Raw genomic sequence first — 24,145 nt, forward strand, 5'->3', positions numbered from 1 at the left:
TACGAGTGCGGAGGACCCGGTGGCGGAGCAGCAGGAGCAGGCGGCGGAAGACGCCATGATGACCCGGATCGGGCAGGCGGTCATGCTGCACCACGGGGGCGACCGCGAGGAGGCGCAGGGCCGCTTCCTCGGTCTGTGGTCGGAGATCGGCGAGGAGGGCGACCCGCTGCACCGCTGCACGCTCGCGCACTACATGGCGGACACGCAGGAAGACCCGTCGAACGAACTGGCGTGGGACCTGCGGGCGTTGTCGGCGGCGGACGAGCTCACGGACGAGCGTCTGCACGAACACCACGACTCGATCGCGGTCCGCGGCTTCTACCCCTCCCTGCACCTCAACCTCGCCGCGGACTACGCCAAGCTGGGGCGCCCCGAGGCGGCCCGCAACCACCTCCGGCGGGCGCGTGCGGTGGTCGGGGCGCTGGGCGACGACGGGTACGGGGACGGGATCCGGGCGGCCATCGGGCGCCTGGAGCTGCAGTTGGGGGAGGGGAGCGAGGTGGAGTGAGGCGGGGGTGTGCGGCGGGGCGGCTGTGCGCGGGGGCGCGGGGGTGTGCGGCCGGTCAATGTCCGTAGGCGTTCTGGCAGATGACGGCCTCCGGGCTGCCGGGCTGCCAGCCGCCGTACTGCTTGCCGAGGGCGCAGAGGTCCGCGTTCGTGGGCGCGGCGGTGGGGAGCGCGGGCGGTTCGGCGGCCACGGGCCGGTGGCCGTGGCGGTGCGGGGGCGGGGTGGAGCGCTGCGGGGGTCTCGCCGTGCGGGACGGCACGGCGGGGATGGTCGGCGCGGTGCCGGTGGCGCGGGGCGCCGGGTCACGGGGCGGTCCGACGAGCTCCAGCGCCTCGCGGGCGGGGGCTTCCACGACACGTGGGCGGGAACTGCCGTCGGGGCGGGGGGCCGGGGGCGGGGCGCTCGCGGCGGACGGCCCTGGCGCGGGTTGCCGGTCGACGCTCACACAGCCGGAGAGGGCGGATCCGGAGAGGGCGGTGACCGCCACGGAGGCCAGGAGCGTGGCGGTGGTCGTGGTTCGGTGCATTCGCGCAACTCTGGGGCCAGGGGGGTGCGTTCGGCGAGGGAACCGAGTGAAGTTGGTCCGCATGGGTGAGTGTGCGGGGCTGATCCTGTCTGTGCCGCCGCTTCGCGGCGGATTTTTCCCGCCCACCCGCCCACCCGCCCGATTGCCCCGCGTCCGATTGCCCTAGCGCCCAGGTGGCTTTACGCCTCGTCCAGCATCCCCCGCAGCAGCTCCCGTACCCCCGTCCGTAGCGTCTGCTCGTCCGGGGCCGGTGCCGCGTGGGTGCCCGCCGCGCAGGTGAACAGGAGGCCCTCGCTCCATGCCACCAGGGACAGTGCGTGCCGTTCGGGTTCCGGTGAGCCCATGGTGCGCATCAGGGCCACCAGCGGCTCCCTGAACCGGGCTCCCGCCGCGTCGTAGTAGGCGCGCAGCTCCGGCCTGCGGGTTGCCTCCAGGGCCAGTTCGTAGCGGGAGATCAGGAGGAGGCGGTGGTCCCCGGTCAGGTAGCGGTGCAGGGCCAGGGCCAGCGCGTTGATCACGGGCTCGCGGTCTTTCGCGTCGGCGGCAGTGAGGTCTCGCAGCTCGGCGGGGGCCAGCACCGCGGCCTCGCGTTCCGCCAGCCTGGCCACCGCCGTCTCCAGGAGGGCGAGCCGGGTGCGCGCGTGGTTCGAGGTCGAGCCCTGCGGGAGCCCCGCGGCCTCGTCCACGGCCCGGTGCGTCAGCCCCCGCATACCGCGCTCGGAGAGCAGGGCGAGTGCCGCGTCGGCGATCAGTTCGCTGCGGGGCGGACCCGCGCTGAGTCTGCGTACGGACATGAGGACCACCCTACCGCCGTTCACTACAGGTGTAGTACGGTCGGCATATCGCATCTACTACAGGTGTAGTGACCGAGCTCGAGCTCTAGGAGGAGTCATGTCGCATTCCCACCAGGAGCACCACTCGCAGCAGGGCCCGCGGAGCCGGGGGCCCCGCGCCGTCGTCATCGGCGGCGGCATCGGAGGACTCACCTCCGCCATCGCCCTGCACCTCTCGGGCTGGCGCGTCACCGTCCTGGAGCGGGCCGCCACCCTGGAGCCCGTCGGCTCCGGCATCGGACTCGCCCCCAACTCCCAGCGTGCGCTGGACGTCCTGGGTCTCGGCGACCGGGTCCGCTCCCTCGCGGCCTGGGAGGGAGACGGCGGGATGCGCGCCCAGAACGGACGCTGGCTGGTCCGGATGAGCGCCTCGGCCGCCGCGGCGGAGTTCGGCGGCTCGCTCGTGCTCCTGCACCGCGCACACCTCGTCGACCTGCTCGTCTCCGCGCTGCCCGCCGACGCCCTGCGCACCGGAGTGCGGGCCGAGCTCGCCGATCCGGGAGCGGAGAACCGCAGGGCAGTCGTCCGTACCGATAACGGGGACGACGGGGACATCGAGGCGGACCTCGTGGTCGGCGCCGACGGCATCAACTCGGCGGTGCGCTCGGCTCTTTTCCCTGCGCACCCGCAGCCGGCGTACGCCGGATTCACGGCCTGGCGCCTCGTCGTCCCGGCACCCGACCGCCCCTTCGAACCCCACGAGACCTGGGGACGCGGCGGAGTCTGGGGCACCCATCCGCTCAAGGACGGCAGGATCTACGCGTACGCCACCGCCACCGTCCCCGCGGGCGGCCACAGCCCCGACGGGGAGAAGGCCGAGCTGGCGCGCCGTTTCGCCGACTGGCACGACCCCATCCCCGGGATCATCGCCGCCGCACGCCCCGAGGACATCCTGCGCAACGACGTGCGCCACATGAGCACGCCGCTCACGCACTACCACCGGGGGCGGGTCGCGCTCGTCGGCGACGCCGCGCACGCCATGGCGCCCACCCTGGCCCAGGGCGGCAACCAGGCCATCGAGGACGCCGTCGTCCTGGCCCATCACGTCGAACCGGCAGGCGACCTGGCAGCGGGGCTCGCCGGCTACAGCGCGGCGCGGGTGCCGCGTACGACGGCGATCGTCCGGCAGGCGGCGCGCGCCGCCCGCATGAACCACCTGACGAACGCCCCCCTCATCGCCGTACGCAACGAAGTCATCGCGGCGGCATCGCGCCTCGGCCCGAACCTGATCCTGCGGAGCTTCGCCTCGATCGCCGACTGGCGCCCGCCGCAGCAGCCGTATGCTGCGGGAACAGAACTCGCACAGCGATAGAACACAGGAGACAGCGGTGAAGGTCGGCGTTATCGGACTCGGTGACATCGCACAGAAGGCGTATCTGCCCGTGCTCACCACCCTGCCGGGGGTCGAGCTGCACCTGCAGACGCGCACGCCCGCGACCCTCGCCCGCGTCGCGGGCGTCCACCACATCCCCGAAGAGCGCTGCCACACCGACCTGGAGGCGCTCCTCGCCCGGGGGATCGACGCCGCCTTCGTGCACGCATCGACCGCCGCCCACCCCGAGATCGTGACGCGGCTGCTCGAAGCAGGCGTGGCCACGTATGTCGACAAGCCCCTGGCGTACGAACTCGCCGACTCCGAGCGGCTCGTACGCCTCGCCGAGGAGCGCGCGACGAGCCTGGCCGTCGGCTTCAACCGCCGTTTCGCACCCGGCTACGCGCAGTGCGTGGACCACCCGCGCGAGCTGATCCTGATGCAGAAGAACCGCGTCGGCCTGCCCGAGGACGTGCGCACGCTCGTCCTGGACGACTTCATCCACGTCGTGGACACCCTGCGCTTCCTGGCACCGGGACCGATCGAGCACGTCGGCGTGCGCGCCCGCATCCAGGACGGGCTCATGGAGCACGTCGTGCTGCAGCTCGCCGGTGACGGGTTCACCGCGCTCGGCACGATGAACCGGATGAGCGGTTCCACCGAGGAGATCCTGGAGGTCTCCGGTCAGGAGACCAAGCGGCAGGTGCTCAATCTCGCCGAGGTCATCGACCACAAGGGCCAGCCCAGCGTGCGCCGGCGCGGCGACTGGGTGCCGGTGGCCAGGCAGCGCGGCATCGAGCAGGTGGTGCTCGCCTTCCTCGACGCCGTGCGCGCGGGCAAGGTGCTCAGCGCCCGGGACGCACTGGCGACCCATGAGCTGTGCGAGCACGTGGTTCGTGCGGCTCTGGAGCAGGACGCCTGAACCGGCCCCTCGCGGGTCCCCGCAGGGCGCGCACGCCTTCTGCCGCGCACAGCACCGCGAGCACGGCGAGGGCCGCGTGCACGGGCCAGTCGCCCAGCCTGACGTACGGAGTGACGCCCTCGGCCAGCGGAATGTCGTACGTCGCCGTCGTGTTCGCCGAGGTGCCGAGCGGCTGCCCGACCCGCTCGCCGTCCGCGTCGTAGACCGCGGAGACGCCGGTGAGCGTGGCGTGCACCATGGGGCGGCCGGTCTCGGCGGCCCGCACCGCCGCGAGCGAGGCGTGCTGCTCGGGCGCCCAACTGGACTGGAACGTCGAGGTGGACGACTGCGCGAGCAGCAACTGGGCCCCCTCGCGCGTCAGATGGCGGCTCATGTCGGGGAACGCCGATTCGAAGCACACCAGCGGCCCGACCTTCAGGCCGTGCCCGACATCCATGACGACCGGACGCTCGCCGCGCCTGCGGTCCTCGCCCGCCGCCTTGCCCACGGACGTCGCCCAGCCGAGGAGCGAGCGGGCGGGGACGTACTCGCCGAAGGGGACGAGCCGCATCTTGTCGTAGCGGTCGCCGGTCGGGCCGTCGGGACCCACGAGGACGGAGCTCTTGAATATGCCCGCCTTGTCGGAGCGGCGCGCGTCCACGTTCACCAGGATGTCGGCGCCGACCTCGCGGGACAGCGCCGCTATCCGGCGCGCGACGTCCGGGCGCTCCGCGAGGTCGTAGCCGACGCTGCTCTCGCCCCAGACGACCAGGTCGAGATCCCGCCCGGCCAGGCCGCGGGTCAGTGCCTCCTCGCGCGCGAGGCGCTTGCCGGCGCCGCCGACCCCGTCGATGACTCCGGGCTGCACGACGGCCACGCGCGTCCGGCCCGCCGGCTCGGGGCGCGGCGCCCAAGCCCAGGCGGACGCGGTCACGGCGGCCACGGCCACGAGACCGGCGGTGGCGGGTACGACCAGTGCGGCGGGCGGGCGTGATGTTCCCCGCGGGCGGGCGGCAAGGGCCGGGACGAGTACCGCGATGCCGGTGTTCAGAATGACGATCAAGGCGCTGACCAGCCATACACCGCCGATCGACGCGAGGCGCAAGGCGGGCCCCACCTGCCACTGACTGGAACCGAGCAGCCCCCAGGGACCGCCCAACCCCTCCCAGGACCTGACCAGTTCGACCATCAGCCAGCCGGAGGGCAGGACGACCAGTGCGGCCGCGCTCCGTCCGGGCGAGGCGGCCCCGCCCAGGAGGCGCCGCACCAGCCAGCCCCACGGAGCCCACAGCAGGCCGAGCAGCGCGGCTATCAGGAGCGTGAACACATGCAGGCTCGGCAGCAGCCAGTGGTGCACCGCCACCATGAACCCGAGACCGCCGAGCCAGCCGTCGAGCGCCGCCCTGCGCCCGGTGTCCGCCGAGCGCGCGAGCAGGATCCAGGGCACCAGGGCGACGTAGGCGAACCACCACAGCGCCGGGGCGGGAAAGGCGAGGGCGGGCAGTGCCCCGGCGGCGACCGCCAGGACGGCGCGCCAGCGAGGCGAAGCGGGCAGGCCCCTCGCCTTCGCCGAGGCGGCCGCAAGGGGTGGCCGTCGCCGCCCCCGGTCGTCGCTGGGTCGATCCATGCAGCGCCTCCCTCGGTCCCGACGCCCGGTCGTTCGTTCAGTGTGCGCGCCCCGGACGATCTAGGACAGTGCTACTGCGGTGCCTTCTCTCAGTTAGGAGTGCGGCTCGGGGAGCGTTCCTCTATCTGGCGCCACTTCTCCTGCACGGTCACCTGACGCAGCCGCCAGCCCTGATCCGTACGCAGCGCCGTGAAGGCGTAGCGGCCGCCGCAGATGAAGTCCGGAGCCGCTGATTCCGCGCCATCCTTACGTGCCGCCGTCGCGAAGCGCATCGGGTTCACGTAGTCGGCCTGCACCTGTGCGACGTCGCCGAGGTCCTGGTCGAGCGTCCCGAACCGCAGCCTCCTGTTGACGATCAGATGCTGGCGCATCGGGAAGAGCTCCATCGTCCCGGCCAGCCATCCGGCCACCTCGGCGGCGCTCGCGTCGATGCCGCCCGCCGAGCTGTAGTCGGCGCGGCCGTCCGGGGTGAAGAGCCGCTGGTAGGCGTCCCAGTCGCCGTCGTCGACGGTTACTGCGTACTCGGTGATGAGGGAGTCGATGGCCAACCGGTCCATCACTGCGGCGAGTTCCACGCGCTGCGTCATCGGGTCAGTGTTGGGCACCGGGGGTGCCGAGCCAAGAGGCGTGCAGGAACGTGCCGCAAAGGATGCGGGAACGCGGCGCACAAGTTGCGCCCGGCTCGGGTCGCATTCCGGTGAACTGCCTTACGATGCAGGGAAGTTGACCGGATGTCGGACCGTTCGCAGGAGCGGGATCATCCCGAGCTGGAGGCCCGGTGAAGAACGAGCAGCGCATCGCGGCGTACAAGCGCCAGGGCAATCGCAGCGAACTGACGGGCCGCCAGAAGCGCCGTCTCGCGAAGAAGGCGCACCAGGGCAAGAGCTGACCCGGCAGCCAGCGGGGCAGAGGTGGCGCCCCCTCCCGGGACGCCGGGGCGTCGGCTAGGCCGCCTTGACGACCTCTTGGCGCACGGCGGCCGCCCACTCCGTCACCAGCTGTTCGTACTCACGGCGCTGTTCGGTCGTGAGGCGGCCGCCCGTGCGCATCCACAGGCCGCGGATCCGCTCGTTCAATTCCGCGGCAGACCGCGCGGAACCAGGGGGATGAGGGTTTAAGGGCATGCGGTCAAGCCTAGGGGATGGCTACGACAATCGGAACTGTCAGCTACCGGGTCGATCCTCCAAGTGAGCATTCGCACAGCGTCGGCCGCCGCATCGGCTCGCCATCCGCCCGTCACCCGTCCGGCCCATCACCGCGCCGTACCGGGACGTGGCGCCTGATATCCAGGGTGAAGGGACGCGCCGGAAGCCGCGCGCCGTGGGGGATTCGTCGCCCTGACGCCGTACTGGCGCCCGGGGCCCATCGAGTGGAGGACCACTCATGTCCCAGCAGTACATAAGTCTCTCCGTGGACTTCACCCAAGGCCTCAACGACGCCTGGTCGAAGGTCGCTACGTTCGTGCCGAAACTCATCGGCTTCCTGGTCGTCCTGGCCATCGGCTGGTTCGTGTCGAAGATGATCGCCAAGGTCCTCGACCGGGTCCTGCGCAAGGTCGGCTCCGAGAAGCTCGCCGAGCGGTCGGGCGCCTCCCGGATGCTCGCGAACTCCAAGTACGACATGACCGGGATCGTCTGCAAGGTCGTGTACTACGCCCTGCTCCTGATCACCCTGCAGCTCGGCTTCGGTGTGTTCGGCAGCAACCCGGTCTCCAGCATGCTCAACAGCATCGTGGGCTGGATCCCGCGCGGCATCGTCGCCATCGTCCTGCTGGTCGTCGCCATGGCGGTGGCCAACGTCGTACGCGACATCGTCACCAGTGCCCTGTCCTCGATGTCGTACGGCAAGACCATCGGCACGATCGCCTGGACCTTCATCGTCGCGCTCGGCGTGATCGCGGCCCTCGGTCAGGCGGGCATCGCCACGACGGTCACCCAGCCCGTCCTGTACGCGGCCCTCGCGGCCGGTGCGGGCATCCTCATCGTCGGTGTGGGCGGCGGTCTGATCGGCCCGATGCGGCAGCGCTGGGAGCGCTGGCTGGACACGGCGGAGCAGGAGACGGCCAAGGCCCGTGGCAGCGTCGGCGCCTACCAGGCCGGTCGTGCGGACGCGATGACCAACCAGCCCGTGCAGGAGCGCACGCGCGGCGCGATGGGCGGCACCGGCAGTCACATGCGCGACGACGACCCGGGCAACGACATGCGCGGCGGCCTGCGCGACGACATGTGACCGGTCCGGGTCTCAGGACCCGGAAGTCTCCGGCACCAGGTCGTGCCGCCTCACCAGCCAGGAGATGGCGGTGAGGCGGCACACCGCGTAGTCGTGGCCGACCGGCTCGCGCCATCCGTTCTCGGACAGACCGTCGAGGAACCCCAGGGCGTAGTCCGCGAGGAGCTCGGGGTCCGGAGCCGGCGGCACGAGCCCGGCGCCGCACATCTCAAGACGCTCCCGCACCTCGGCGACGTGCTGGTCCACGGCAGCCGTGAATCCCGGTTCGAAGGCGAACTCGGCGAATCGCGGCGCGTACGAGGCGCTGATGCGGGCGAGGGGCGACATCCCATCAACATAGGCCGGGCCAAACCCCCTGAAGAGGGTCTTTCGGCATGCCTTTGGTCACAAGGGACGGCCGCGGCCGGGCATCAGCCCGCCGACTCTCCCGCGTGCGGGCTGAGCGCACCCGCTCCGACCAGCGCGAACAGCACGATGCCGAGCAGAATCCGGTAGTACACGAACGGCATGAAGCTCTTGGTGGTGATGAACTTCATGAACCACGCGATGACCGCGTAACCCACGATGAAGGCGATGATCGTCGCGAAGATCGTCGGTCCCCAGGACACATGCCCCTCGCCCGCGTCCTTGAGCTCGAAGACGCCCGACGCGAGGACGGCCGGGATCGCGAGCAGGAACGAGTAACGCGCCGCGGCCTCGCGGGTGTAGCCCATGAGCAGGCCGCCGCTGATCGTGGCGCCCGAGCGGGAGACGCCGGGGATCAGGGCCATCGCCTGGCAGAAACCGAAGATCAGACCGTCCCGGACGCCCAGTTCCTTCAGGCTCTTGCGCTCCTTGATGGCGCGGTGTTTGCCGCCGGTCTCGTCGCGGGCCGCGAGGCGGTCGGCGATGCCGAGCACGATGCCCATCACGATCAGCGTCGTGGCGATGAGCCGCAGATCGCGGAACGGGCCCTCGATCTGGTCCTTGAAGGTGACGCCGAGCACGCCGATCGGGATCGAGCCGACGATTACCAGCCAGCCCATCTGCGCGTCGTGGTCGGAGCGTGGCACCTTGCCGAAGAGGGAGCCGAACCAGGCGGAGATGATCCGCGCGATGTCCTTGCGGAAGTAGATCAGCACGGCGGCCTCGGTGCCGATCTGGGTGATCGCGGTGAAGGCGGCCCCCGGATCGTGCCAGCCCGCGAATGCCGCGGTCAGCCGAAGATGCGCGCTGGACGAGATCGGAAGGAACTCGGTCAGTCCCTGGACGAGCCCGAGGATGAAGGATTCAAGCCAAGACATGGAAACTGCGCCGTCCAAGTACGGATCATGGGCTGCGGGTGCGGTCATGTGATGGGAGCACGGAAGATATGCGCGAGGGGTGATCACTCCCCTGCCGTGGGGCAGCGTAGCGCCACAAAGTTACGAGATCGCCGCAGGGCCGCCGCCCGCGAGCGGCGGACGGTTCAGCGGCCCCGCATGTGGTGGCGCTTGCACCAGGCGACCACCGCGCCCGCGAGGCCCGTCACCGCGATGAAGCCCATGGCGACGAGGAAGGCGGGGGAGGTTGGCGTCGAGGCGCGGGCGCCCGCGATGACGTACGCGGCGGTGTTCGGGATCGACCCCAGGCCGGTGGCGAGCAGGAACGGCAGCCATCCCATGCGGGAGACGGCCGCGCAGTAGTTGGCGGCCGCGAACGGCACCCCCGGAAACAGCCGCGCCGCCAGCATCGACCGGAAGCCGTGCCTGCTCAGCTGACCGTCGGCCGCCTGGAGCCAGCGACCGCGGAGCAGCGGGCGCAGGGCGTCCTGCCCCAGCATCCGCCCGAGCCCGAAGGCGATCCCGGCGCCGAGAACCGTGCCCGCGAGCGCCGCGGCGAGCCCCGCCTGCGACCCGAACAGGGCGCCCGCCGCCAGATTGAGCAGCGGACGCGGCACGAACGCCGTGGTGCACAGGCCGTACGCGACGGCGAACACCGTCACGGCGGCGGCGCCGCCGAGTTGGCGGAGCCCTCCGTCGGACAGCAGCCGCTGTGGCTCGAAGAGCAGCACGCATGTTCCGGCGGCCGCGAGCAGTACGAGCAGCAGAGACAGCCTCGACCAGGGCGAGAGAAGCGCCCTGGTGCAGCGCACGGCGAAGCCCTGCGGACGGGCGGCGGCGGTGTCGAGCATCCGGGGAGACTAACCGACAAATGTGTGTGATCGCCGTATGGTGCGTCTCATGAGCGTCACAGTCCCGCGCAGCTACTTGGCGGACACCGTCCTGGAACGGCTCACGACGATCTACCCGCGGGCGGCCGATCCGGAGCGTGCCGCGCAGGCCAGGGCGTACATGAAGAACATCGCTCCCTTCCTGGGCCTGCCCTCGCCGCTGCGCCGCCAGTTGTCCCGCGACGTGCTCGACGGCACACCGCGCCCGGACGAGGCGGACTGCACGGCGATCGCGCTGCGCTGCTGGCGGCTGCCGGAGCGCGAGTACGCCTATTTCGCCGTCGATTATCTGCGACGGCACGTGAAGCAGTGCTCGTCCGGCTTCCTGCCGGTGGCCCGTCACCTCGTCACGACGGTCCCGTGGTGGGACACGGTCGACGCGCTCGCCGCGCACGTCGTGGGCGGTCTGGTCACCGCAGATCCGAAGCTCACGGCCGAGATGGACGCCTGGATCGGGGACGAGGACCTGTGGGTGGCCCGCACCGCCCTCCTGCACCAGCTCCGGTACAAGGACGCCACCGACACCGAGCGCCTCTTCGCCTACTGCCTGCGCCAGTCGGGCCACCCCGACTTCTTCATCCGCAAGGCCATCGGTTGGTGCCTGCGCGAGTACGCCAAGACCGATCCCGACGCCGTACGCGACTTCGTCGAGCGGGAGCGCGGGCGCCTTTCGCCCCTCTCGGTGCGCGAGGCCCTGAAGAACCTCTGAAATACCGCTGGGCACAGTGGTCTTCACCGGCCACTGCCGCTCGGCGCCCGGCGAAAACCATTCGACGTACCCCCACCCGTCGGCAATGATCTGCGACATGTTCCGGTACGCCTTCCACGCAGCCACGCCCGCAGTCGCGGGCGCTGCGAAGGCTGCCGTCTTCCTCTGCGCCGCATTCCCCGTCGACGGCGCCCGACGCTGACCCTCCCCGGACACTCCGGCGGACCCCATAGGGGGAGGGTCGGTTCGGCCCCGGGGTCCCCGTCCCGAGCGCGCACGCGATGACGTGCGCGCGGGACTTCAGCTTCGAGTTCCGGAGAAGGAACCGCCATGTCCAAGACGGCATACGTCCGCACCAAGCCGCACCTCAACATCGGCACGATGGGCCACGTCGACCACGGCAAGACCACCCTGACCGCCGCCATCACCAAGGTCCTCAGCGAGCGCGGCACCGGCACGTTCGTGCCCTTCGACCGCATCGACCGCGCCCCCGAGGAGGCCCAGCGCGGCATCACCATCAACATCGCGCACGTCGAGTACGAGACCGACACCCGGCACTACGCCCACGTGGACATGCCGGGCCACGCCGACTACGTCAAGAACATGGTCACCGGCGCCGCGCAGCTCGACGGGGCGATCCTCGTCGTCTCCGCGCTCGACGGGATCATGCCGCAGACCGCCGAACACGTCCTGCTCGCCCGGCAGGTCGGCGTCGACCACATCGTCGTCGCCCTCAACAAGGCCGACGCGGGTGACGAGGAGCTCACCGACCTCGTGGAGCTGGAGGTGCGCGAACTGCTCTCCTCGCACGGCTACGGGGGAGACTCCGTCCCCGTCGTACGGGTCTCGGGTCTCAAGGCGCTGGAGGGCGACCCGCGGTGGGCCGCCGCCATCGAGGCGCTGCTCGACGCGGTGGACACCTATGTGCCCATGCCGGAGCGGTATGTCGACGCGCCCTTTCTGCTCCCGGTGGAGAACGTGCTCACCATCACCGGGCGCGGAACCGTCGTCACCGGAGCCGTCGAGCGCGGCACGGTGCGGGTCGGCGACCGGGTGGAGGTGCTCGGGGCTGAGACGGAGACGGTCGTCACGGGCCTGGAGACCTTCGGCAAGCCCATGGAGTCGGCGCAGGCCGGCGACAACGTGGCGCTGCTGCTGCGCGGAGTGCCACGCGACGCCGTACGACGCGGGCACGTCGTCGCGGAGCCGGGGAGCGTCAGTCCCAGTCGCCGCTTCACCGCTCAGGTGTACGTCCTTTCGACCAAGGAGGGCGGACGGTCGACGCCGATCGCGACCGGCTACCGGCCGCAGTTCTACCTCCGCACGGCGGACGTCGTCGGCGACGTCGACCTCGGCGACGCCGCCGTGGCCCGGCCCGGCGACACCGTCACCATGACGGTCGAGCTCGGCCGCGACATGCCTCTGGAGACGGGCCTCGGCTTCGCGATCCGCGAGGGCGGGCGCACCGTCGGCGCGGGCACAATGGAGCGGTGACTGAGGAAGAACGCGCGGACGAGGCCATGGCGGTCATCAAGGACGTGGATCACGGCACCGCCAAGCTGATGCCGGACGTGGACCGGCCCCGCGCCTGGCTGCTCACGGTCGACGGTGCCCCGCAGTCGTACGTCGATCTGGACGCGCCCACGCACCTGGAGTTCGAGTACGCGCAGCGGCTCGCCCACGTCCTCGACACCACCGGCGATCCCGACCGGCCGCTGGACGTGACCCACCTCGGCGGCGGCGCGCTCACCCTGCCCCGCTACGTCGCCGCGACCCGGCCCGGCTCGCGGCAGGACGTGGTGGAGGCGGACCGCGGACTCCTCGAACTGGTCACCGAGCGGCTGCCGTTGCCCGCGGACTCCGGGATCACCGTGCACGGCGCGGACGCCCGGCAGTGGCTCGAAGCGGCGGCACCCGACAGCACCGACGTCCTGGTCGCCGATGTGTTCGGCGGCTCGCGGGTGCCCGCCCATCTGACGTCGGTGGCCTACGCGCGCGCGGCGGACCGGGTCCTTCGCGCGGGCGGCGTCTACGCCGCGAACCTCGCCGACGGGGCCCCGTTCGGCTTCCTGCGCTCGCAGCTCGCCACCTTCGCGGAGGTGTTCGGACAGGTCGCGCTGATCGCCGAACCGACCGTGCTGCGGGGGCGGCGCTTCGGCAACGCGGTGCTCGTCGCCTCGCACGAGGCGATCGAGGTCGAGGCCCTTGCCCGGCGGGCGGCGGCCGACGTCTTCCCGGCGCGCGTCGAGCACGGGGTGGCGCTGCGCCTGTTCATCGGCGACGCGCGGCCGGTGCGGGACGAGGACGCGGTCGCGTCACCCGAGCCGCCGGGCGGAGCCTTCGGCATCGGCTGAAGCCGAGGGTGCGACCGGGGGAGCCGAGGGCGCGACCGGGAGAGTCGGGGGCCCGACCGGGAGAGTCGAAGGTTCGACCAGGGAAGCGCCCGCCATGGCGACGTCCTTGGCGACCTCCTTCGACGCCGTGCGCCGGGTCAGATTGCGCACGTCGGGGACGAGCAGCACGAGCGCCGTCACCACGATCACCAGGGCCGCGCAGCCCCACAGCGAGGCCGAACGCCCGAAGGCGGTCTCCGCGGGGCCCGCGAGCGCCGTGGCGAGCGGGACCATCGCGATCGAGCCGAACCAGTCGTACGCGGCGACCCGCGACAGCTTCTTCTCGGGGATCTCCTGGTGCATGGCCGTCATCCAGGAGACGCCGAACACCTCGATCGCGACGCCGCTGACGAACATCACCGCCGCGAGCCCCGCCACCGGCAACGGCACCGCGAGCGCCGCCGAAGGAGCGGCGAGCGGGAAGACGCACAGGGTCCCCGCGAGCAGCAGGCGCCGCGGCTTCCACCGCATCATCAGGAACGCGCCGCCGACCGTGCCCGCGCCGAAAGCGCCGAGCGCCAGGCCCCAGGGTCCCGCGCCCCCCAGCTCGTCCTGCGCGACCAGTGGCCCGAAGACGGCTTCGGCCGCGCCGACCACCGCCACCACCACTGAGAACTGCGCGACGATCGCCCACAGCCACGGCCGCCCGATGAACTCGCGCCAGCCGTCCCGCAGATCGGAGAGCAGCCCGCCGCCGGGCTTTCGAGCCGGTATGTGACTTACGTCCAGGAACGACCGCAGGGCTCCGGCCACCGCGAACGCCACCGCGTCCACGGCGAGCACCCAGCCGGGGCCGATCGCGGCGACCAGCAGACCGCCGAGCGCCGCGCCGCCGAGCCCCGCGCCCTGCATCGCCATGCGGTACAGCGCGAACGCGCGCCCCGCCTGTTCGCCGCTGACGGACGAAAGCAGCATGCCCTCGGCGGCCGGGCCGAAGAACGCCTGGCCGGTGCCGCCGAGCGCGGTGAGCAGCATCATCGACCACAGCGGGGGCGTGCCGGAGATGACGAGTACGGCGAAGACCGCCTGCGAGAGGCAGTTGAGCGCGTTGGCCGCGACCATCACGTGGTGGCGCGGCAGCCGGTCGGCCACGGCGCCGCCGATGAGCAGGAACAGCACGAGCGGCAGCGTGCGCGCCGCCGCCACCAGACCGACGTCCCCGCCGTCGCCGCCGGCGTCGAGCACGGCGAACGCCGCCGCGATCAGGGCGCCGGCGCTGCCCAGGTTGGTCACGACCGCGGCGGCGGTCAGCAGGCTGTAGTTGCGCCCGGCCCAGGAGGGACGGCGCACGGCGGCGGGAGTGTTCACCAGGGGACTATCCCCGCCGTGACGCCGACTTGCCAAACCGATTCTCCGCGGGGCGGGACCCCGTCAGCGGCTCAGGACCCCTCGGGGTCGCCGTGCAGCCGTACCGTGCTGAGGATCTTCTTCACCGTGGCGTCGGGGATCTCGTCCTTCACGCCCTTGGCGCCGTAGAGCGACCAGGCGACATACTCACCGTCGGCGTTCTTGAACGAGAACGTCGTGGCCTTGCCGTCCGAATCGCACTTGTCCTCCTTGACGACGCCGGAGGTCGAGGAGGTCGCGACGCTGCCCTTGACGCCCGACGCGGTGGTGTACGACTCCACCTTGCCGATCTTGATCCGCTTCTTGTCGGCCTTCTTCTGGCCCGTGTAGCCGCCGAAGACCCACCACGCCGAGTCGTTGCGCGCGACGTCCTTGGTGTTCTTGGCGCCGTTCTGGCCCTTGGTGCCGACGGCGCTGAGGGCGACGTCGTCCTTGTCGCCGTCCTTGTCGTCGTCCGAGGAGCACCACTTCGACTTGTAGTGCGCGGGCGCGGACATGCCGATGAGCACGCTGCCGTCACCCTTCTCGCTGTCCTCGAAGCCGATGAAGGTGTCCGGGGTGCCGACTTCCCAGTCCGCCGGGACGTCGAAGGCGGTGCCCCACTTGGGGTTCACGACGACCTGCCAGCCCTTGATCGTCGCCTTCGGGCCCTTGTCCGTGCCGCGCTCGGAGCCGCCGTCGTCGCTCTCGTCGGCGCTCGGCTTCGGCGAGGCGGACTTGGCCGGAGACTTGCCCGGCTTCTCGTTCGCCTCGTCGTCCTTGTCGCCGCCGAGCACGAGGAAGCCCGTGACACCGGCGGCCACCAGGACGGCGAGCGCCGCGACGATCGCGGTGATCTTCGTCTTGTTCCCGTCCCCGCCCTGGCCGCCCTGCTGGGGCGGCATCGGCGGCGGGGTGGGTGCGGCCCACTGCGCCTGCTCCGGCTGCGAGAAGGCACCCGAGTTCGGCTGTTGCTGGTATCCCTGCTGCTGATACCCGGGCTGCTGGTACGGGTTCGGCTGCTGGTACCCCGGCTGCTGGTACGGATTGGGATTCTGGTCCTGCGGGTTCTGCTCGCCCCCGGGCGGCTGCTGTCCTGGCCACATGAGCAGTAACCATAGAGGGGCCTGTGGCCTGATGTCATCGCTGCCCCCGCGCGGGAAGCGGCACATCGGGTCACAAGCCCCACCGGCGTACGAAGCGCTTCAGGACTCCGTGGGGTCCCCGTGCAGACGGACCGTATTGAGGATCTTCATGACGGTGGCCTCGGGGATCTCCTCCTTGACGCCCTTCGCGCCGTAGAGGCTCCAGGCGACGTACTCACCGTCGGAATTCTTGAAGCCGAAGGTGATCGCCTTGCCGTCCGAGTCGCACTTGCCGTTCTGCGGCGTGTTCGTCGAGTGAGCGCGCGCGATGCTGCCCTTGATGCCGGTCTTCGTGGTGAACGGCTCCGCCTTCTTGGTGAAGGTCAGGCTCTTCCTGTCCGGCTGCGTGTACCCGCCGAAGACCCACCACGGCACCTGGTTGACCGCGACTTCGCCGGTGCTCTTCGCGCCGTTCGCGCCCTTGGTGCCGACGGCGCCGAGGGAGGTGTCGTCCTTGCCGCCGTCCTTGTCGTCGTCGTCGGAGCACCACTTCGACTTGTAGATCGCCGGTGCCGACATGCCGATGAGGGGGGAGCCGTCACCCTTCTTCTTGTCCTCGAACCCGATGAAGGTGTCGGCCGTCTGCACCTCCCAGTCGGCCGGGACGTCGAAGGCGGTGCCCCACTTGGGGTTCACCACGACCTGCCAGCCCTTGACCACCGGCTTCGGGCCGTTGTCCGTGCCGCGCTCCGAGCCGCCGTCCTTCGCGGGGTCCGAACCCGGCTTCTTCGAAGCCGACTTGGCGGGGGACTCGGAAGGCTTGGCATCCGCCTCGTCGTCCTTGTCGCCGCCGAGCACCAGGAATCCGGTGACACCGGCGGCCACCACGACCGCCGTCGCCGCGACGATGGCGACGAGCTTGTTCTTGCTGCCGTTGCCGTTGCCACCGCCCCCGCCGGGCTGCTGGGGCACGCCCATCGGCGCGGTCGGCGCGCTCCACTGCCCCTGCGGCTGGCCCGGCTGCCCCGGCCCCTGCTGCTGATAGGGATTGGGCTGCTGATACCCGGGCTGCTGGTACGGGTTCGGCTGCTGGTACCCCGGCTGCTGGTACGGATTGGGATTCTGGTCCTGCGGGTTCTGCTCGCCCCCGGGCGGCTGCTGTCCTGGCCACATGGCGGGAAACGATACGGGGTGTTGGAGGGGACACGTCACGGCAACTCCGGCCGGCGGGCGGTCGAAGACCCCGGTCGCTCAGGACGTCGGCCGCGCCTCGATCTCCCGCACCGTACTGAGGATCTTCTTGACCGTCGTGTCCGGGACTTCGTCACTGACTCCGGTCGCGCCGTGGAAGGACCACGAGGCGAACGCTCCCTCGGAGTCCTTGAACGCGAACACCGTGGCCTTGCCGTCCGTGTCGCACTTGCCCTCCTTGACCACACCGGTGGACGAGGCGTTCACCAGACTGCCCTTGAGGCCCGACTTCGTGGTGTAGGGCTCGGCGGCCCCGGTCCGCACCTTCTTCTTGTCGGGCTGGGTGAAGGCGCCGTACACCCACAGGCGCGCGTCCTTGCTCGCCGCCTCGTCGGTGCTCTTGGCCCCGTTGTTGCCCTTGGTGCCCGTGGCAGCGAGGGGCGAGTAGTCCTTCTCGCCGTCCTTGTCCTCGTCGGCCCCGCACCACTTCTCCTTGAGGTACGCCGGTGCGGCGATGGCGACGATGGGCTTGTCGTCGATGTCGTCGGCCTCCGAGACCCAGCCGACCCAGTCCGTTGACTTCAGGCTCCATCCGGCGGGCACGTCGAAGGCGATGCCGCGCTTGGGGTTCACCACCGTCTGCCAGCCAGGGACGGTCGGCTTCGGATTGCCGCCGTTGCCGCGCGCACCGGCCTCGCCGGACCCGGCCGGATCCGGCGCCGCGGACGTGGACTTCGAGGGGTCCGGCTTCGCGGTGTCGTCCTTGTCGCCGCCCAGGACCAGGAAGCCCGTCACACCGGCGGCCACCACGACCGCGGCCGCGGCGACGATGGCGATGACCTTGGTCTTGTTGCCGGTGCCCCCGCCGTCGCCCCCGCCGTTGCCTCCGCCGTCGCCCTGCGGAGCCGGCGGTGTGGCTCCGGCAACCGTGGGCGCGTTCCAAGGCGCCGGCTGCTGGTATCCCGGCTGGTGATACGGATTCGGCTGCTGACTGGGCCCGCCCCCGGGCTGCTGCTCTCCTGGCCACATGCGCAGCAACGATAGGCGACGGTGATCCATGTCCAGGAGACTCCTGGCCAAAGAACGCTACCCGTGGGTAACATCGCGGTCATGAGCGCTGACCAGATGTCGATAGGCGAGATGCTCGCCGCCACCGTGCCGATGGCCCGGACCCTGAACCTCGAGTTCCGCGAGACCACGCCCGAGAAGGCCGTGGTCGCCCTGCCCGACCAGGCCGAGTACCACAACCACGTCGGCGGGCCGCACGCCGGAGCCATGTTCACGCTGGGGGAGTCGGCGAGCGGTGCGATCGTGCTCGCCGCGTTCGGGGATCAGCTCTCGCGGGCCGTGCCCCTCGCCGTCAGCGCCGACATCGCGTACAAGAAGCTCGCCATGGGACCGGTGACCGCCACCGCGACCCTCGGCCGCCCGGCCGCCGAGGTCGTCGCCGAGCTGGACGCCGGGCAGCGCCCCGAGTTCCCGGTGGCGATCGCGATCCAGCGCGAGGACGGCGCCGTGACCGGCGAGATGACCGTCGTGTGGACGCTGCGCCCCAATAACTGAGTCGCGTACGGACGTTCACTTCCGTACGTTCATTGAACACAGCGGCGTCACGTCGGCCGGGCCACGGGGGTCCCGACCGGCGAGGCGCCGTTTCTGACGGCTTCCGCCGTTTCCCTTCGTGACTTCTTTCCCGCCGTTCCCTCCGGTCTTCTGTTCAACTCATTGACACGAGTCAGTGACCGTCATAGTTTTCCCGCCGCCAGTGGGTCGACGTCATCCAGGGGAGTCGCCGCATGAGTCGCAGGAGACGAACGGGAAGCGTGAGAAGTGCGGGGAGAGCGGGAAGCGCGGGGAGAGCGGGACGCGTCGCGTCCGCTTTCCTCGTCATGGCCGCCGCCGCGGCCGTGCTCACCCCGCACGCCGCGCAGGCCGCCCCTGCCCCCGCTCCCGGCAAGGGCACGCTCGTCCGTACGGACGCGGGCTGGGTGCGGGGTGAATCCACCGCCGAGGGGCGGCAGTTCCTCGGCATTCCCTATGCGCGACAGCCCGTCGGCGACCTCCGCTGGAAGGAGCCACGGCCCCCGAAGCCGTGGCAGGGCGTGCGCGGTGCCACCTCGTTCGGCAACCGCTGCGTGCAGAGCGCCAGTTGGGACCCCGGCTACGAGAACCCCAGCCACACGGAGGACTGCCTCGACCTCAACGTCTACGCGCCGCGCGGGCAGCACGAGCAGCGCCCCGTCCTGGTCTGGCTGCACGGCGGCGGGCTCACCGCGGGCGCGGGCGAGGACATCGTGCCCGACACCTTCGCCCGGCGTACCGGCACCGTGGTCGTGACCGTCAACTACCGCCTGGGAGCCATGGGATTCCTCGCCGGGACCGGGCTCGACGGTGAGGCGTCCGACGGCGTCTCGGGCAACTACGGCATGCTCGACCAGCAGGCCGCCCTGCGCTGGGTGCGCGCCAACATCGGCTCGTTCGGCGGCGACCGGCAGCGCGTCACCATCGCGGGCGAATCCGCGGGCGGCCGCTCCGTCTGCTCCCAGCTCGCATCCCCCACCGCCAAGGGCCTCTACCGCGCGGGCATCGTGCAGAGCGGCGCGTACGGCGACTGCGCGGCCCGCGAGCGCAAGGACGCGCTCACCCAAGGCGCGGCCTTCGCGAAGAAGGCCGGCTGCCCCGACCCGGCGACCGCCCTCGCCTGCCTGCGCCAGAAGCCCGCGGCTCAGATCCTCGCGGCGCAGGCCGGATTCGACTGGGGCCCGGTGGCGGGCGGCGACTTCCTGCCGGTCCAGCCGGAGGAGGCGTACGAAAACGGAAGCGCCTCCCGCGTGCCGGTCCTGAACGGCGCGAACAGCGACGAAGGGCGGCTCTTCGCCTACGGGCAGTTCGACGCGCAGGGCAAGCCGCTCACCGAGGAGCAGTACCCGGCCGCGCTCACGCAGGCGTACGGGGCCGAGACGGGGGCCAAGGTCCTCAAGCGCTATCCGCTGTCCGGGCACGCCACGCCCACGCACGCGTACGCGGCGGCCCAGGGCGACCGCATGTTCGCCTGCACGGCACTGCGCATGGACAGGACACTCGCGGGCCGCGGACCCGTCTACGCCTATGAGTTCGCCGACCGCACCTCGCCGCCCTTCGCCTCGATCCGCGAGGCGGGCAGGACGTTCGACTTCGGGGCGACCCATGTCAACGAGGTGCAGTACCTCTTCAAGCACTTCGGGCTCCCGACGCCGCTCAACGCCGAACAGAAGGCCCTGGCCCGGCAGATGGTCCAGTACTGGGGCTCCTTCGTGCACGGCGGCGCGCCGCGCGCCGACGGCCAGCCCACCGCGCCCGACCAGCGCAAACAGCCCGGCCAGGTGCTCTCGCTGCGCACCGCGTCCGCGGGAGGCAACGAGCTGAGCACCTCCGTGGCGCGTGAGCACCGGTGTGACCTGTGGGACCACGAGGACTCCGCCCCGGCCGACGCCGGGTGAGCGGGTAGGCTGCCCGGCGTGCGCGCTCCGGGGGGAACGCGCACGCCGGGTATCAGGCACATCAGCACAGGAGGAACCGGCGTTGCACGTCCAGGAATGGCTGGAGACCGTACCGGCCGTCAGTATCTACGCGCTGGTGGGCGTGGTCATCGGCCTCGAGAGCCTGGGCATTCCGCTGCCGGGTGAGATCGTCCTCGTCTCCGCCGCGCTGCTCTCCTCGCAGCACGGCGAGCTCAACCCCGTCGTCCTGGGGATCTGCGCGACCGCGGGCGCCATCATCGGCGACTCCATCGGGTACGCGATCGGACGCAAGGGCGGTCGGCCGCTCCTGGCCTGGCTGGAACGGAAGTTCCCCAAGCATTTCAGCGCCGCGAACGTCGGCAGTGCCGAGCAGTCGTTCCAGAAGTGGGGCATGTGGGCGGTCTTCTTCGGCCGCTTCGTCGCCCTGCTGCGGATCTTCGCCGGGCCGCTCGCGGGCGTCCTGCGCATGCCGTACTGGAAGTTCCTCATCGCCAACGTCCTGGGCGGCATCGTCTGGGCGGGCGGCACGACGGCCGTCATCTACTACATCGGTGTCGTCGCCGAGGACTGGCTCAAGCGGTTCTCGTACTTCGGCCTCGCCATCGCCGTCCTGATCGGCGTCGGCTCCATGCTGCTCGTCAAGCGCCGCGCCAAGAAGTCGGCGGCGGCACGCGAAGCCGAGAAGGGTACGGAGCCGGCGGCCGAGCCGGTAGCCGTTCCGGCCGCCGACTGACCTCACCCGGCGTGGGCGTCCCGGTGGGCCTTGGCCAGCTCGACGTACATCGTGCCGTTGAGGGTGACGCCCGCGCGCTCCTCGTCGGTCAGCGGCCTGCGCACCTTGGCAGGGACGCCCGCGACGAGCGACCCGGGCGGCACGATCATTCCCTGCGGGACGAGCGCCTGCGCCGCGACCAGCGAACCGGCGCCGATCACCGCGCCGTTGAGGACCGTCGCACCCATGCCGATCAGGCAGTCGTCCTCGACGGTGCAGCCGTGCAGGACGGCGTTGTGGCCGACCGAGACCCGCTCGCCGATCTTCATCGGGAAGCCGAGGTCGACGTGGAGACTGCAGTTGTCCTGGATGTTGCTGTCGGCGCCGACGACGATCGGCCCGCCGTCGGCGCGCAGGACCGCCCCGTACCAGGTGCTCGCACCGGCGTGCAGTGTCACCTCGCCGATGATGACCGAGGTGGGCGCGGTGAAGGCGTCCTGATCGATCTTCGGGTTCTTGCCGCCGAACCCGGTGACGAGTGCCTCGTGGCCCATCGGATTTCTCCATTCGTACGTGTCTCGCGCCTGGCGGAACCGTACGGGACGGGGGCGGGTCCGCCGCCCTGTGGGGTGAAGATCACAGGGGTCCGGGCTCACCGGGTCGCGCGGGGCTGAGTAACGTGAGCCCGTGCCGAAGAACAGGAACACGTTCTCATCCGCGGTCGCCGACTGGCGGCGCCGCGCTACCCAGCGCGCCGTCCACGCGACCTGGGCGTGGGTGCAGCGGACGGGCGCCGTCACCGCGCAACGGCCGGGGCGGCTGCGGTTCGGTGCGCTCGGCGAGGGCACGAAGCTGGCCTTCCCGCAGGGGACCGTCTTCGGTGAGCCCTGGATCCGCATCGGCGACCACTGCATCATCGGCGAGCAGGTCACGCTCACCGCCGGGATGATGCCCGACCTCGACCTCGGCCCCGACCCGATCCTGCGCATCGGCAACGGCGTCGTGCTCGGCCGCGGCAGCCATGTCATCGCCGACACCACGGTGACGATCGGCGACGACTGCTACTTCGGGCCCACGGTGTACGTGACGTCCACGAACCACTCGTACGACGATCCGCATGTGCCCATCGGCAAGCAGTGGCCGCGGATGGAGCCCGTCGAGATCGGGCCCGGCTGCTGGGTCGGCACGAACGCGGTGATCCTGCCGGGGGCGCGGATCGGGCGGAACGTGGTGGTGGCGGCGGGGGCGGTTGTGCGTGGTGACGTTCCTGACCATGCGGTGGTCGCGGGAGCCCCCGCCCGTGTCGTACGCAGTTGGGATCCGGAGGCCGGGTGGCAGCCGCCGTTGCGTACGCCTGCGCCTGTGCCTATTCCTGACGGGGTCACGCCGGAACAGCTTCTTGCTCTGGGGGAGTTGGAGGGGTAGTTCGGTGCTCTTTCGGGTGCGGGTGTGTTGTGGTTGCTCGCGCCCACGCGGCGGAGCCGCACATGTCACAGCCCCGCGCCCCTGAAGGGGCCCGTCCTAGCTGGCCAGCAGTACCGTGCCCACCAAGGCCAATCCTGCCCCTGCTGCCTGTACTCCCCGCAGGCGTTCCTTCAGTACCGCTCGTGCTGCCAGTGCCGTGATCACCGGGTACGTCGAGGAGAGCACCGCGGCCAGGGTGATCGGGCCGTTCTGGGCGGCCATCGAGTACGTGCCGTTGGCCGCGACGTCCGCCAGGCCCACGAAGGCGAGTGCCGGGAGTGCTGCCAGGAGCAGGCCCATGCCCGCGCCCTCCGGAAGCGCGGTGCCGCCGCGCTTCACCGAGACGAACAGCGCGGTGCCGCCCGCGGCCACGTTCGTCACGCGCTGCACGAACAGGGCGAGGAACAGGCCGGTGAGGCTGCTGGACGCCTCGGCGATGAGGGCGAGGACCGCGCCGAAGCCGAAGGCCGCGAGCAGGGTGAGCAGGATCGCCTGCCGTTGCACGGGGGCGCCGCGCAGTTCGGGCCCTCCCGCGAGCACGATGCCCACGATGGCGACGGTCAGCCCGGCGAACTGCGGGACGCCCGGCCGCTCGCCCAGGAAGAGCCCGACGGCCACCGGTACGACGACGCCCACGGAGGCGAGCGGCGAGACGACGCTCATCGGCCCGATGGCCAGGGCCTTGTAGAAGGCGAGCATCGCCACCGGGCCGAGGAGCCCCGCGGCCACCGCGAACCAGAGTTGCGGGCCCCACTCCGTCCAGCCGCCCGTGGCGACCACGATCACGCCGAGGACGATCACGGCGATGGTCTGCGAGGCGACGACCACGGTGAGTGCGGGGATGCGCCGGGTCAGCAGTCCGCCGCCGAAGTCGGCCAGGCCGTACATCAGGCTGGTGGCCAGGGCGAACAGTGCTGTCATCGGAGTTCCTCGCAAGTACAGTGTGGTGAACCTTCAGGTGCACCACACCGTAGTTCAGTATCTTTGACTCTGTCATCCAAAATAATGGACGGAATGTGTCGGACCTCGATCAGCTCACCCAGTCGCTCGCCCGCAACCTCAAGCGCTGGCGCTCGGAACGGGGCTTCACGCTCGACGCGCTCGCGGCCCGCGCGGGCGTCAGTCGCGGCATGATCATCCAGATCGAGCAGGCCAGGACCAACCCCAGCGTCGGCATCACGGTGAAGCTCGCCGACGCCCTGGGCGTCAGCATCACCACGCTCCTCGATTACGAGCAGGGCTCGCACGTCCGCCTCGTGCCGCCGGAGCAGGCGGTGCGGATGTGGTCCACGGAGGCGGGCAGCAGCACGACGCTCCTGGTCGGGACCGAGGCGCGCGGCCCCTTCGAGCTGTGGGCGTGGACGCTGATGCCCGGTGACGGCAGCGACTCCGACGCGCACCCGCCGGGGACCATGGAGCTGCTCCACGTCGCCGCGGGCGAGCTGACGCTCCTCGTCGACGGCGTGGAGCATCAGGTGCCCGCGGGGTCGGCCGCCTCGTTCGAGGCGAACGTGCCGCACGGCTATCACAACAAGGGTGCCGAGCCGGTCGAGATGACCATGTCGGTCTCCGTGCCGCCGGCGCACGCCTCCTCGTACTGAGCCCCGGGTCCTGAGTCCCGCCGGGTTTGTTAGCGTG

General features: G+C 71.1%; 26 protein-coding genes. 12 read left to right on the top strand and 14 right to left on the bottom strand.

All coding sequences use genetic code 11. The features are described 5' to 3' along the window. The first annotated feature begins 19 nt into the window (after positions 1-19). On the top strand, positions 20-508 hold the full coding sequence (locus ACWFR3_RS10790) for a hypothetical protein (RefSeq protein ID WP_453734221.1): 489 nt from the start codon (positions 20-22) through the stop codon (positions 506-508). A 55-nt stretch (positions 509-563) separates the two neighbouring features. Here ACWFR3_RS10790 and ACWFR3_RS10795 read toward each other — a convergent pair whose 3' ends face one another. Both ACWFR3_RS10795 and ACWFR3_RS10800 read right to left on the bottom strand, forming a co-directional pair. Further along, positions 564-1,034 carry a hypothetical protein gene (locus ACWFR3_RS10795; RefSeq protein ID WP_453734222.1) on the bottom strand — a complete coding sequence of 157 codons (471 nt, stop codon included), beginning with the start codon at positions 1,032-1,034 and terminating at the stop codon, positions 564-566. Positions 1,035-1,213: 179 nt separating this feature from the next. Beyond that, on the bottom strand, positions 1,214-1,828 hold the full coding sequence (locus tag ACWFR3_RS10800) for a TetR/AcrR family transcriptional regulator (RefSeq protein ID WP_453734223.1): 615 nt from the start codon (positions 1,826-1,828) through the stop codon (positions 1,214-1,216). 97 nt (positions 1,829-1,925) lie between these two features. Here ACWFR3_RS10800 and ACWFR3_RS10805 point away from each other — a divergent pair, with 97 nt between their 5' ends. After that, positions 1,926-3,179: an FAD-dependent monooxygenase gene (locus ACWFR3_RS10805; RefSeq protein ID WP_453734224.1), complete on the top strand. Its 1,254-nt coding sequence runs from the start codon at positions 1,926-1,928 to the stop codon at positions 3,177-3,179. A 16-nt stretch (positions 3,180-3,195) separates the two neighbouring features. Next, positions 3,196-4,101: a Gfo/Idh/MocA family protein gene (locus ACWFR3_RS10810; protein WP_453734225.1), complete on the top strand. Its 906-nt coding sequence runs from the start codon at positions 3,196-3,198 to the stop codon at positions 4,099-4,101. Here the strand turns inward: ACWFR3_RS10810 and lnt are convergent. From lnt to ACWFR3_RS10825, 3 genes are all read right to left on the bottom strand, one after another. Further along, on the bottom strand, positions 4,025-5,707 hold the full coding sequence (gene lnt / locus ACWFR3_RS10815) for an apolipoprotein N-acyltransferase (RefSeq protein WP_453734226.1): 1,683 nt from the start codon (positions 5,705-5,707) through the stop codon (positions 4,025-4,027). The two genes, ACWFR3_RS10810 and lnt, sit on opposite strands and share 77 nt — an antisense overlap. An 89-nt stretch (positions 5,708-5,796) precedes the next feature. Beyond that, positions 5,797-6,294: a nuclear transport factor 2 family protein gene (locus tag ACWFR3_RS10820; RefSeq protein WP_453734227.1), complete on the bottom strand. Its 498-nt coding sequence runs from the start codon at positions 6,292-6,294 to the stop codon at positions 5,797-5,799. Between the two features lie 357 nt (positions 6,295-6,651). Continuing rightward, complete coding sequence (locus tag ACWFR3_RS10825; protein WP_453734228.1) at positions 6,652-6,783, bottom strand: hypothetical protein; 132 nt, start codon at positions 6,781-6,783, stop codon at positions 6,652-6,654. A gap of 307 nt (positions 6,784-7,090) precedes the next feature. Here ACWFR3_RS10825 and ACWFR3_RS10830 point away from each other — a divergent pair, with 307 nt between their 5' ends. Next, positions 7,091-7,936: a membrane protein gene (locus tag ACWFR3_RS10830; RefSeq protein WP_453734229.1), complete on the top strand. Its 846-nt coding sequence runs from the start codon at positions 7,091-7,093 to the stop codon at positions 7,934-7,936. A gap of 12 nt (positions 7,937-7,948) precedes the next feature. Here ACWFR3_RS10830 and ACWFR3_RS10835 read toward each other — a convergent pair whose 3' ends face one another. The 3 genes from ACWFR3_RS10835 to ACWFR3_RS10845 form a co-directional block, all read right to left on the bottom strand. Next, positions 7,949-8,263: a DUF6401 family natural product biosynthesis protein gene (locus ACWFR3_RS10835; protein WP_453734230.1), complete on the bottom strand. Its 315-nt coding sequence runs from the start codon at positions 8,261-8,263 to the stop codon at positions 7,949-7,951. 83 nt (positions 8,264-8,346) lie between these two features. Next, complete coding sequence (locus ACWFR3_RS10840) at positions 8,347-9,219, bottom strand: undecaprenyl-diphosphate phosphatase (RefSeq protein WP_453734231.1); 873 nt, start codon at positions 9,217-9,219, stop codon at positions 8,347-8,349. Positions 9,220-9,383: 164 nt separating this feature from the next. Then, positions 9,384-10,088, bottom strand: a complete 705-nt coding sequence (locus ACWFR3_RS10845; protein WP_453734232.1) for a TVP38/TMEM64 family protein — start codon at positions 10,086-10,088, stop codon at positions 9,384-9,386. Between the two features lie 49 nt (positions 10,089-10,137). Here ACWFR3_RS10845 and ACWFR3_RS10850 point away from each other — a divergent pair, with 49 nt between their 5' ends. The 3 genes from ACWFR3_RS10850 (at position 10,138) to ACWFR3_RS10860 (ending at position 13,190) form a co-directional block, all read left to right on the top strand. Next, positions 10,138-10,836 (top strand): DNA alkylation repair protein, encoded by a 699-nt coding sequence (locus ACWFR3_RS10850; RefSeq protein WP_453734233.1) that lies wholly within the window; start codon positions 10,138-10,140, stop codon positions 10,834-10,836. Positions 10,837-11,166: 330 nt separating this feature from the next. Continuing rightward, entirely contained in the window at positions 11,167-12,330 is a 1,164-nt protein-coding gene (tuf, locus tag ACWFR3_RS10855; protein ID WP_453734234.1) for an elongation factor Tu, read from the top strand. A 26-nt stretch (positions 12,331-12,356) separates the two neighbouring features. Continuing rightward, a complete protein-coding gene (locus ACWFR3_RS10860) occupies positions 12,357-13,190 on the top strand; it encodes a spermidine synthase (RefSeq protein WP_453734354.1) in 834 nt (277 codons plus the stop codon). On the opposite strand, the gene ACWFR3_RS10865 is transcribed toward ACWFR3_RS10860, so the two are convergent. The 4 genes from ACWFR3_RS10865 to ACWFR3_RS10880 form a co-directional block, all read right to left on the bottom strand. Continuing rightward, positions 13,152-14,537 carry an MFS transporter gene (locus ACWFR3_RS10865; RefSeq protein ID WP_453734235.1) on the bottom strand — a complete coding sequence of 462 codons (1,386 nt, stop codon included), beginning with the start codon at positions 14,535-14,537 and terminating at the stop codon, positions 13,152-13,154. The genes ACWFR3_RS10860 and ACWFR3_RS10865 overlap by 39 nt on opposite strands. 71 nt (positions 14,538-14,608) lie before the next feature. Then, positions 14,609-15,661 carry a hypothetical protein gene (locus tag ACWFR3_RS10870; RefSeq protein ID WP_453734236.1) on the bottom strand — a complete coding sequence of 351 codons (1,053 nt, stop codon included), beginning with the start codon at positions 15,659-15,661 and terminating at the stop codon, positions 14,609-14,611. Positions 15,662-15,760: 99 nt separating this feature from the next. Further along, complete coding sequence (locus ACWFR3_RS10875) at positions 15,761-16,813, bottom strand: hypothetical protein (protein ID WP_453734237.1); 1,053 nt, start codon at positions 16,811-16,813, stop codon at positions 15,761-15,763. Between the two features lie 78 nt (positions 16,814-16,891). After that, on the bottom strand, positions 16,892-17,860 hold the full coding sequence (locus ACWFR3_RS10880; RefSeq protein WP_453734238.1) for a hypothetical protein: 969 nt from the start codon (positions 17,858-17,860) through the stop codon (positions 16,892-16,894). 81 nt (positions 17,861-17,941) lie between these two features. Here ACWFR3_RS10880 and ACWFR3_RS10885 point away from each other — a divergent pair, with 81 nt between their 5' ends. The 3 genes from ACWFR3_RS10885 (at position 17,942) to ACWFR3_RS10895 (ending at position 21,064) form a co-directional block, all read left to right on the top strand. Then, entirely contained in the window at positions 17,942-18,394 is a 453-nt protein-coding gene (locus ACWFR3_RS10885; RefSeq protein WP_453734239.1) for a DUF4442 domain-containing protein, read from the top strand. A gap of 326 nt (positions 18,395-18,720) precedes the next feature. After that, positions 18,721-20,310 (top strand): carboxylesterase/lipase family protein, encoded by a 1,590-nt coding sequence (locus ACWFR3_RS10890; protein ID WP_453734240.1) that lies wholly within the window; start codon positions 18,721-18,723, stop codon positions 20,308-20,310. An 82-nt stretch (positions 20,311-20,392) separates the two neighbouring features. After that, entirely contained in the window at positions 20,393-21,064 is a 672-nt protein-coding gene (locus ACWFR3_RS10895; protein WP_453734241.1) for a DedA family protein, read from the top strand. A 2-nt stretch (positions 21,065-21,066) separates the two neighbouring features. Here ACWFR3_RS10895 and ACWFR3_RS10900 read toward each other — a convergent pair whose 3' ends face one another. Continuing rightward, complete coding sequence (locus ACWFR3_RS10900; protein ID WP_453734242.1) at positions 21,067-21,597, bottom strand: gamma carbonic anhydrase family protein; 531 nt, start codon at positions 21,595-21,597, stop codon at positions 21,067-21,069. A gap of 133 nt (positions 21,598-21,730) precedes the next feature. Here ACWFR3_RS10900 and ACWFR3_RS10905 point away from each other — a divergent pair, with 133 nt between their 5' ends. Next, positions 21,731-22,468, top strand: a complete 738-nt coding sequence (locus ACWFR3_RS10905) for an acyltransferase (protein ID WP_453734243.1) — start codon at positions 21,731-21,733, stop codon at positions 22,466-22,468. A 96-nt stretch (positions 22,469-22,564) separates the two neighbouring features. Here ACWFR3_RS10905 and ACWFR3_RS10910 read toward each other — a convergent pair whose 3' ends face one another. Continuing rightward, positions 22,565-23,428 (bottom strand): EamA family transporter, encoded by an 864-nt coding sequence (locus ACWFR3_RS10910; protein WP_453734244.1) that lies wholly within the window; start codon positions 23,426-23,428, stop codon positions 22,565-22,567. A gap of 95 nt (positions 23,429-23,523) precedes the next feature. Here ACWFR3_RS10910 and ACWFR3_RS10915 point away from each other — a divergent pair, with 95 nt between their 5' ends. Further along, positions 23,524-24,108 carry a helix-turn-helix domain-containing protein gene (locus ACWFR3_RS10915; protein WP_453734245.1) on the top strand — a complete coding sequence of 195 codons (585 nt, stop codon included), beginning with the start codon at positions 23,524-23,526 and terminating at the stop codon, positions 24,106-24,108. Positions 24,109-24,145: the final 37 nt, after the last annotated feature.

This window comes from Streptomyces sp. NPDC055189 (genome assembly GCF_053606765.1).

Excerpts from the sequence above, each read along its gene's own strand:
- ACWFR3_RS10840 (WP_453734231.1), bottom strand. The coding sequence starts at position 9,219 with ATGTCTTGGCTTGAATCCTTCATCCTCGGGCTCGTCCAGGGACTGACC.
- ACWFR3_RS10890 (WP_453734240.1), top strand. The coding sequence starts at position 18,721 with ATGGCCGCCGCCGCGGCCGTGCTCACCCCGCACGCCGCGCAGGCCGCC.
- ACWFR3_RS10845 (WP_453734232.1), bottom strand. The coding sequence starts at position 10,088 with ATGCTCGACACCGCCGCCGCCCGTCCGCAGGGCTTCGCCGTGCGCTGC.
- lnt (WP_453734226.1), bottom strand. The coding sequence starts at position 5,707 with ATGGATCGACCCAGCGACGACCGGGGGCGGCGACGGCCACCCCTTGCG.
- ACWFR3_RS10875 (WP_453734237.1), bottom strand. The coding sequence starts at position 16,813 with ATGTGGCCAGGACAGCAGCCGCCCGGGGGCGAGCAGAACCCGCAGGAC.
- ACWFR3_RS10870 (WP_453734236.1), bottom strand. The coding sequence starts at position 15,661 with ATGTGGCCAGGACAGCAGCCGCCCGGGGGCGAGCAGAACCCGCAGGAC.
- ACWFR3_RS10820 (WP_453734227.1), bottom strand. The coding sequence starts at position 6,294 with ATGACGCAGCGCGTGGAACTCGCCGCAGTGATGGACCGGTTGGCCATC.
- ACWFR3_RS10850 (WP_453734233.1), top strand. The coding sequence starts at position 10,138 with ATGAGCGTCACAGTCCCGCGCAGCTACTTGGCGGACACCGTCCTGGAA.
- ACWFR3_RS10795 (WP_453734222.1), bottom strand. The coding sequence starts at position 1,034 with ATGCACCGAACCACGACCACCGCCACGCTCCTGGCCTCCGTGGCGGTC.
- ACWFR3_RS10830 (WP_453734229.1), top strand. The coding sequence starts at position 7,091 with ATGTCCCAGCAGTACATAAGTCTCTCCGTGGACTTCACCCAAGGCCTC.
- ACWFR3_RS10885 (WP_453734239.1), top strand. The coding sequence starts at position 17,942 with ATGAGCGCTGACCAGATGTCGATAGGCGAGATGCTCGCCGCCACCGTG.
- ACWFR3_RS10835 (WP_453734230.1), bottom strand. The coding sequence starts at position 8,263 with ATGTCGCCCCTCGCCCGCATCAGCGCCTCGTACGCGCCGCGATTCGCC.
- ACWFR3_RS10800 (WP_453734223.1), bottom strand. The coding sequence starts at position 1,828 with ATGTCCGTACGCAGACTCAGCGCGGGTCCGCCCCGCAGCGAACTGATC.
- ACWFR3_RS10860 (WP_453734354.1), top strand. The coding sequence starts at position 12,357 with ATGGCGGTCATCAAGGACGTGGATCACGGCACCGCCAAGCTGATGCCG.
- ACWFR3_RS10805 (WP_453734224.1), top strand. The coding sequence starts at position 1,926 with ATGTCGCATTCCCACCAGGAGCACCACTCGCAGCAGGGCCCGCGGAGC.
- tuf (WP_453734234.1), top strand. The coding sequence starts at position 11,167 with ATGTCCAAGACGGCATACGTCCGCACCAAGCCGCACCTCAACATCGGC.
- ACWFR3_RS10900 (WP_453734242.1), bottom strand. The coding sequence starts at position 21,597 with ATGGGCCACGAGGCACTCGTCACCGGGTTCGGCGGCAAGAACCCGAAG.
- ACWFR3_RS10880 (WP_453734238.1), bottom strand. The coding sequence starts at position 17,860 with ATGTGGCCAGGAGAGCAGCAGCCCGGGGGCGGGCCCAGTCAGCAGCCG.
- ACWFR3_RS10910 (WP_453734244.1), bottom strand. The coding sequence starts at position 23,428 with ATGACAGCACTGTTCGCCCTGGCCACCAGCCTGATGTACGGCCTGGCC.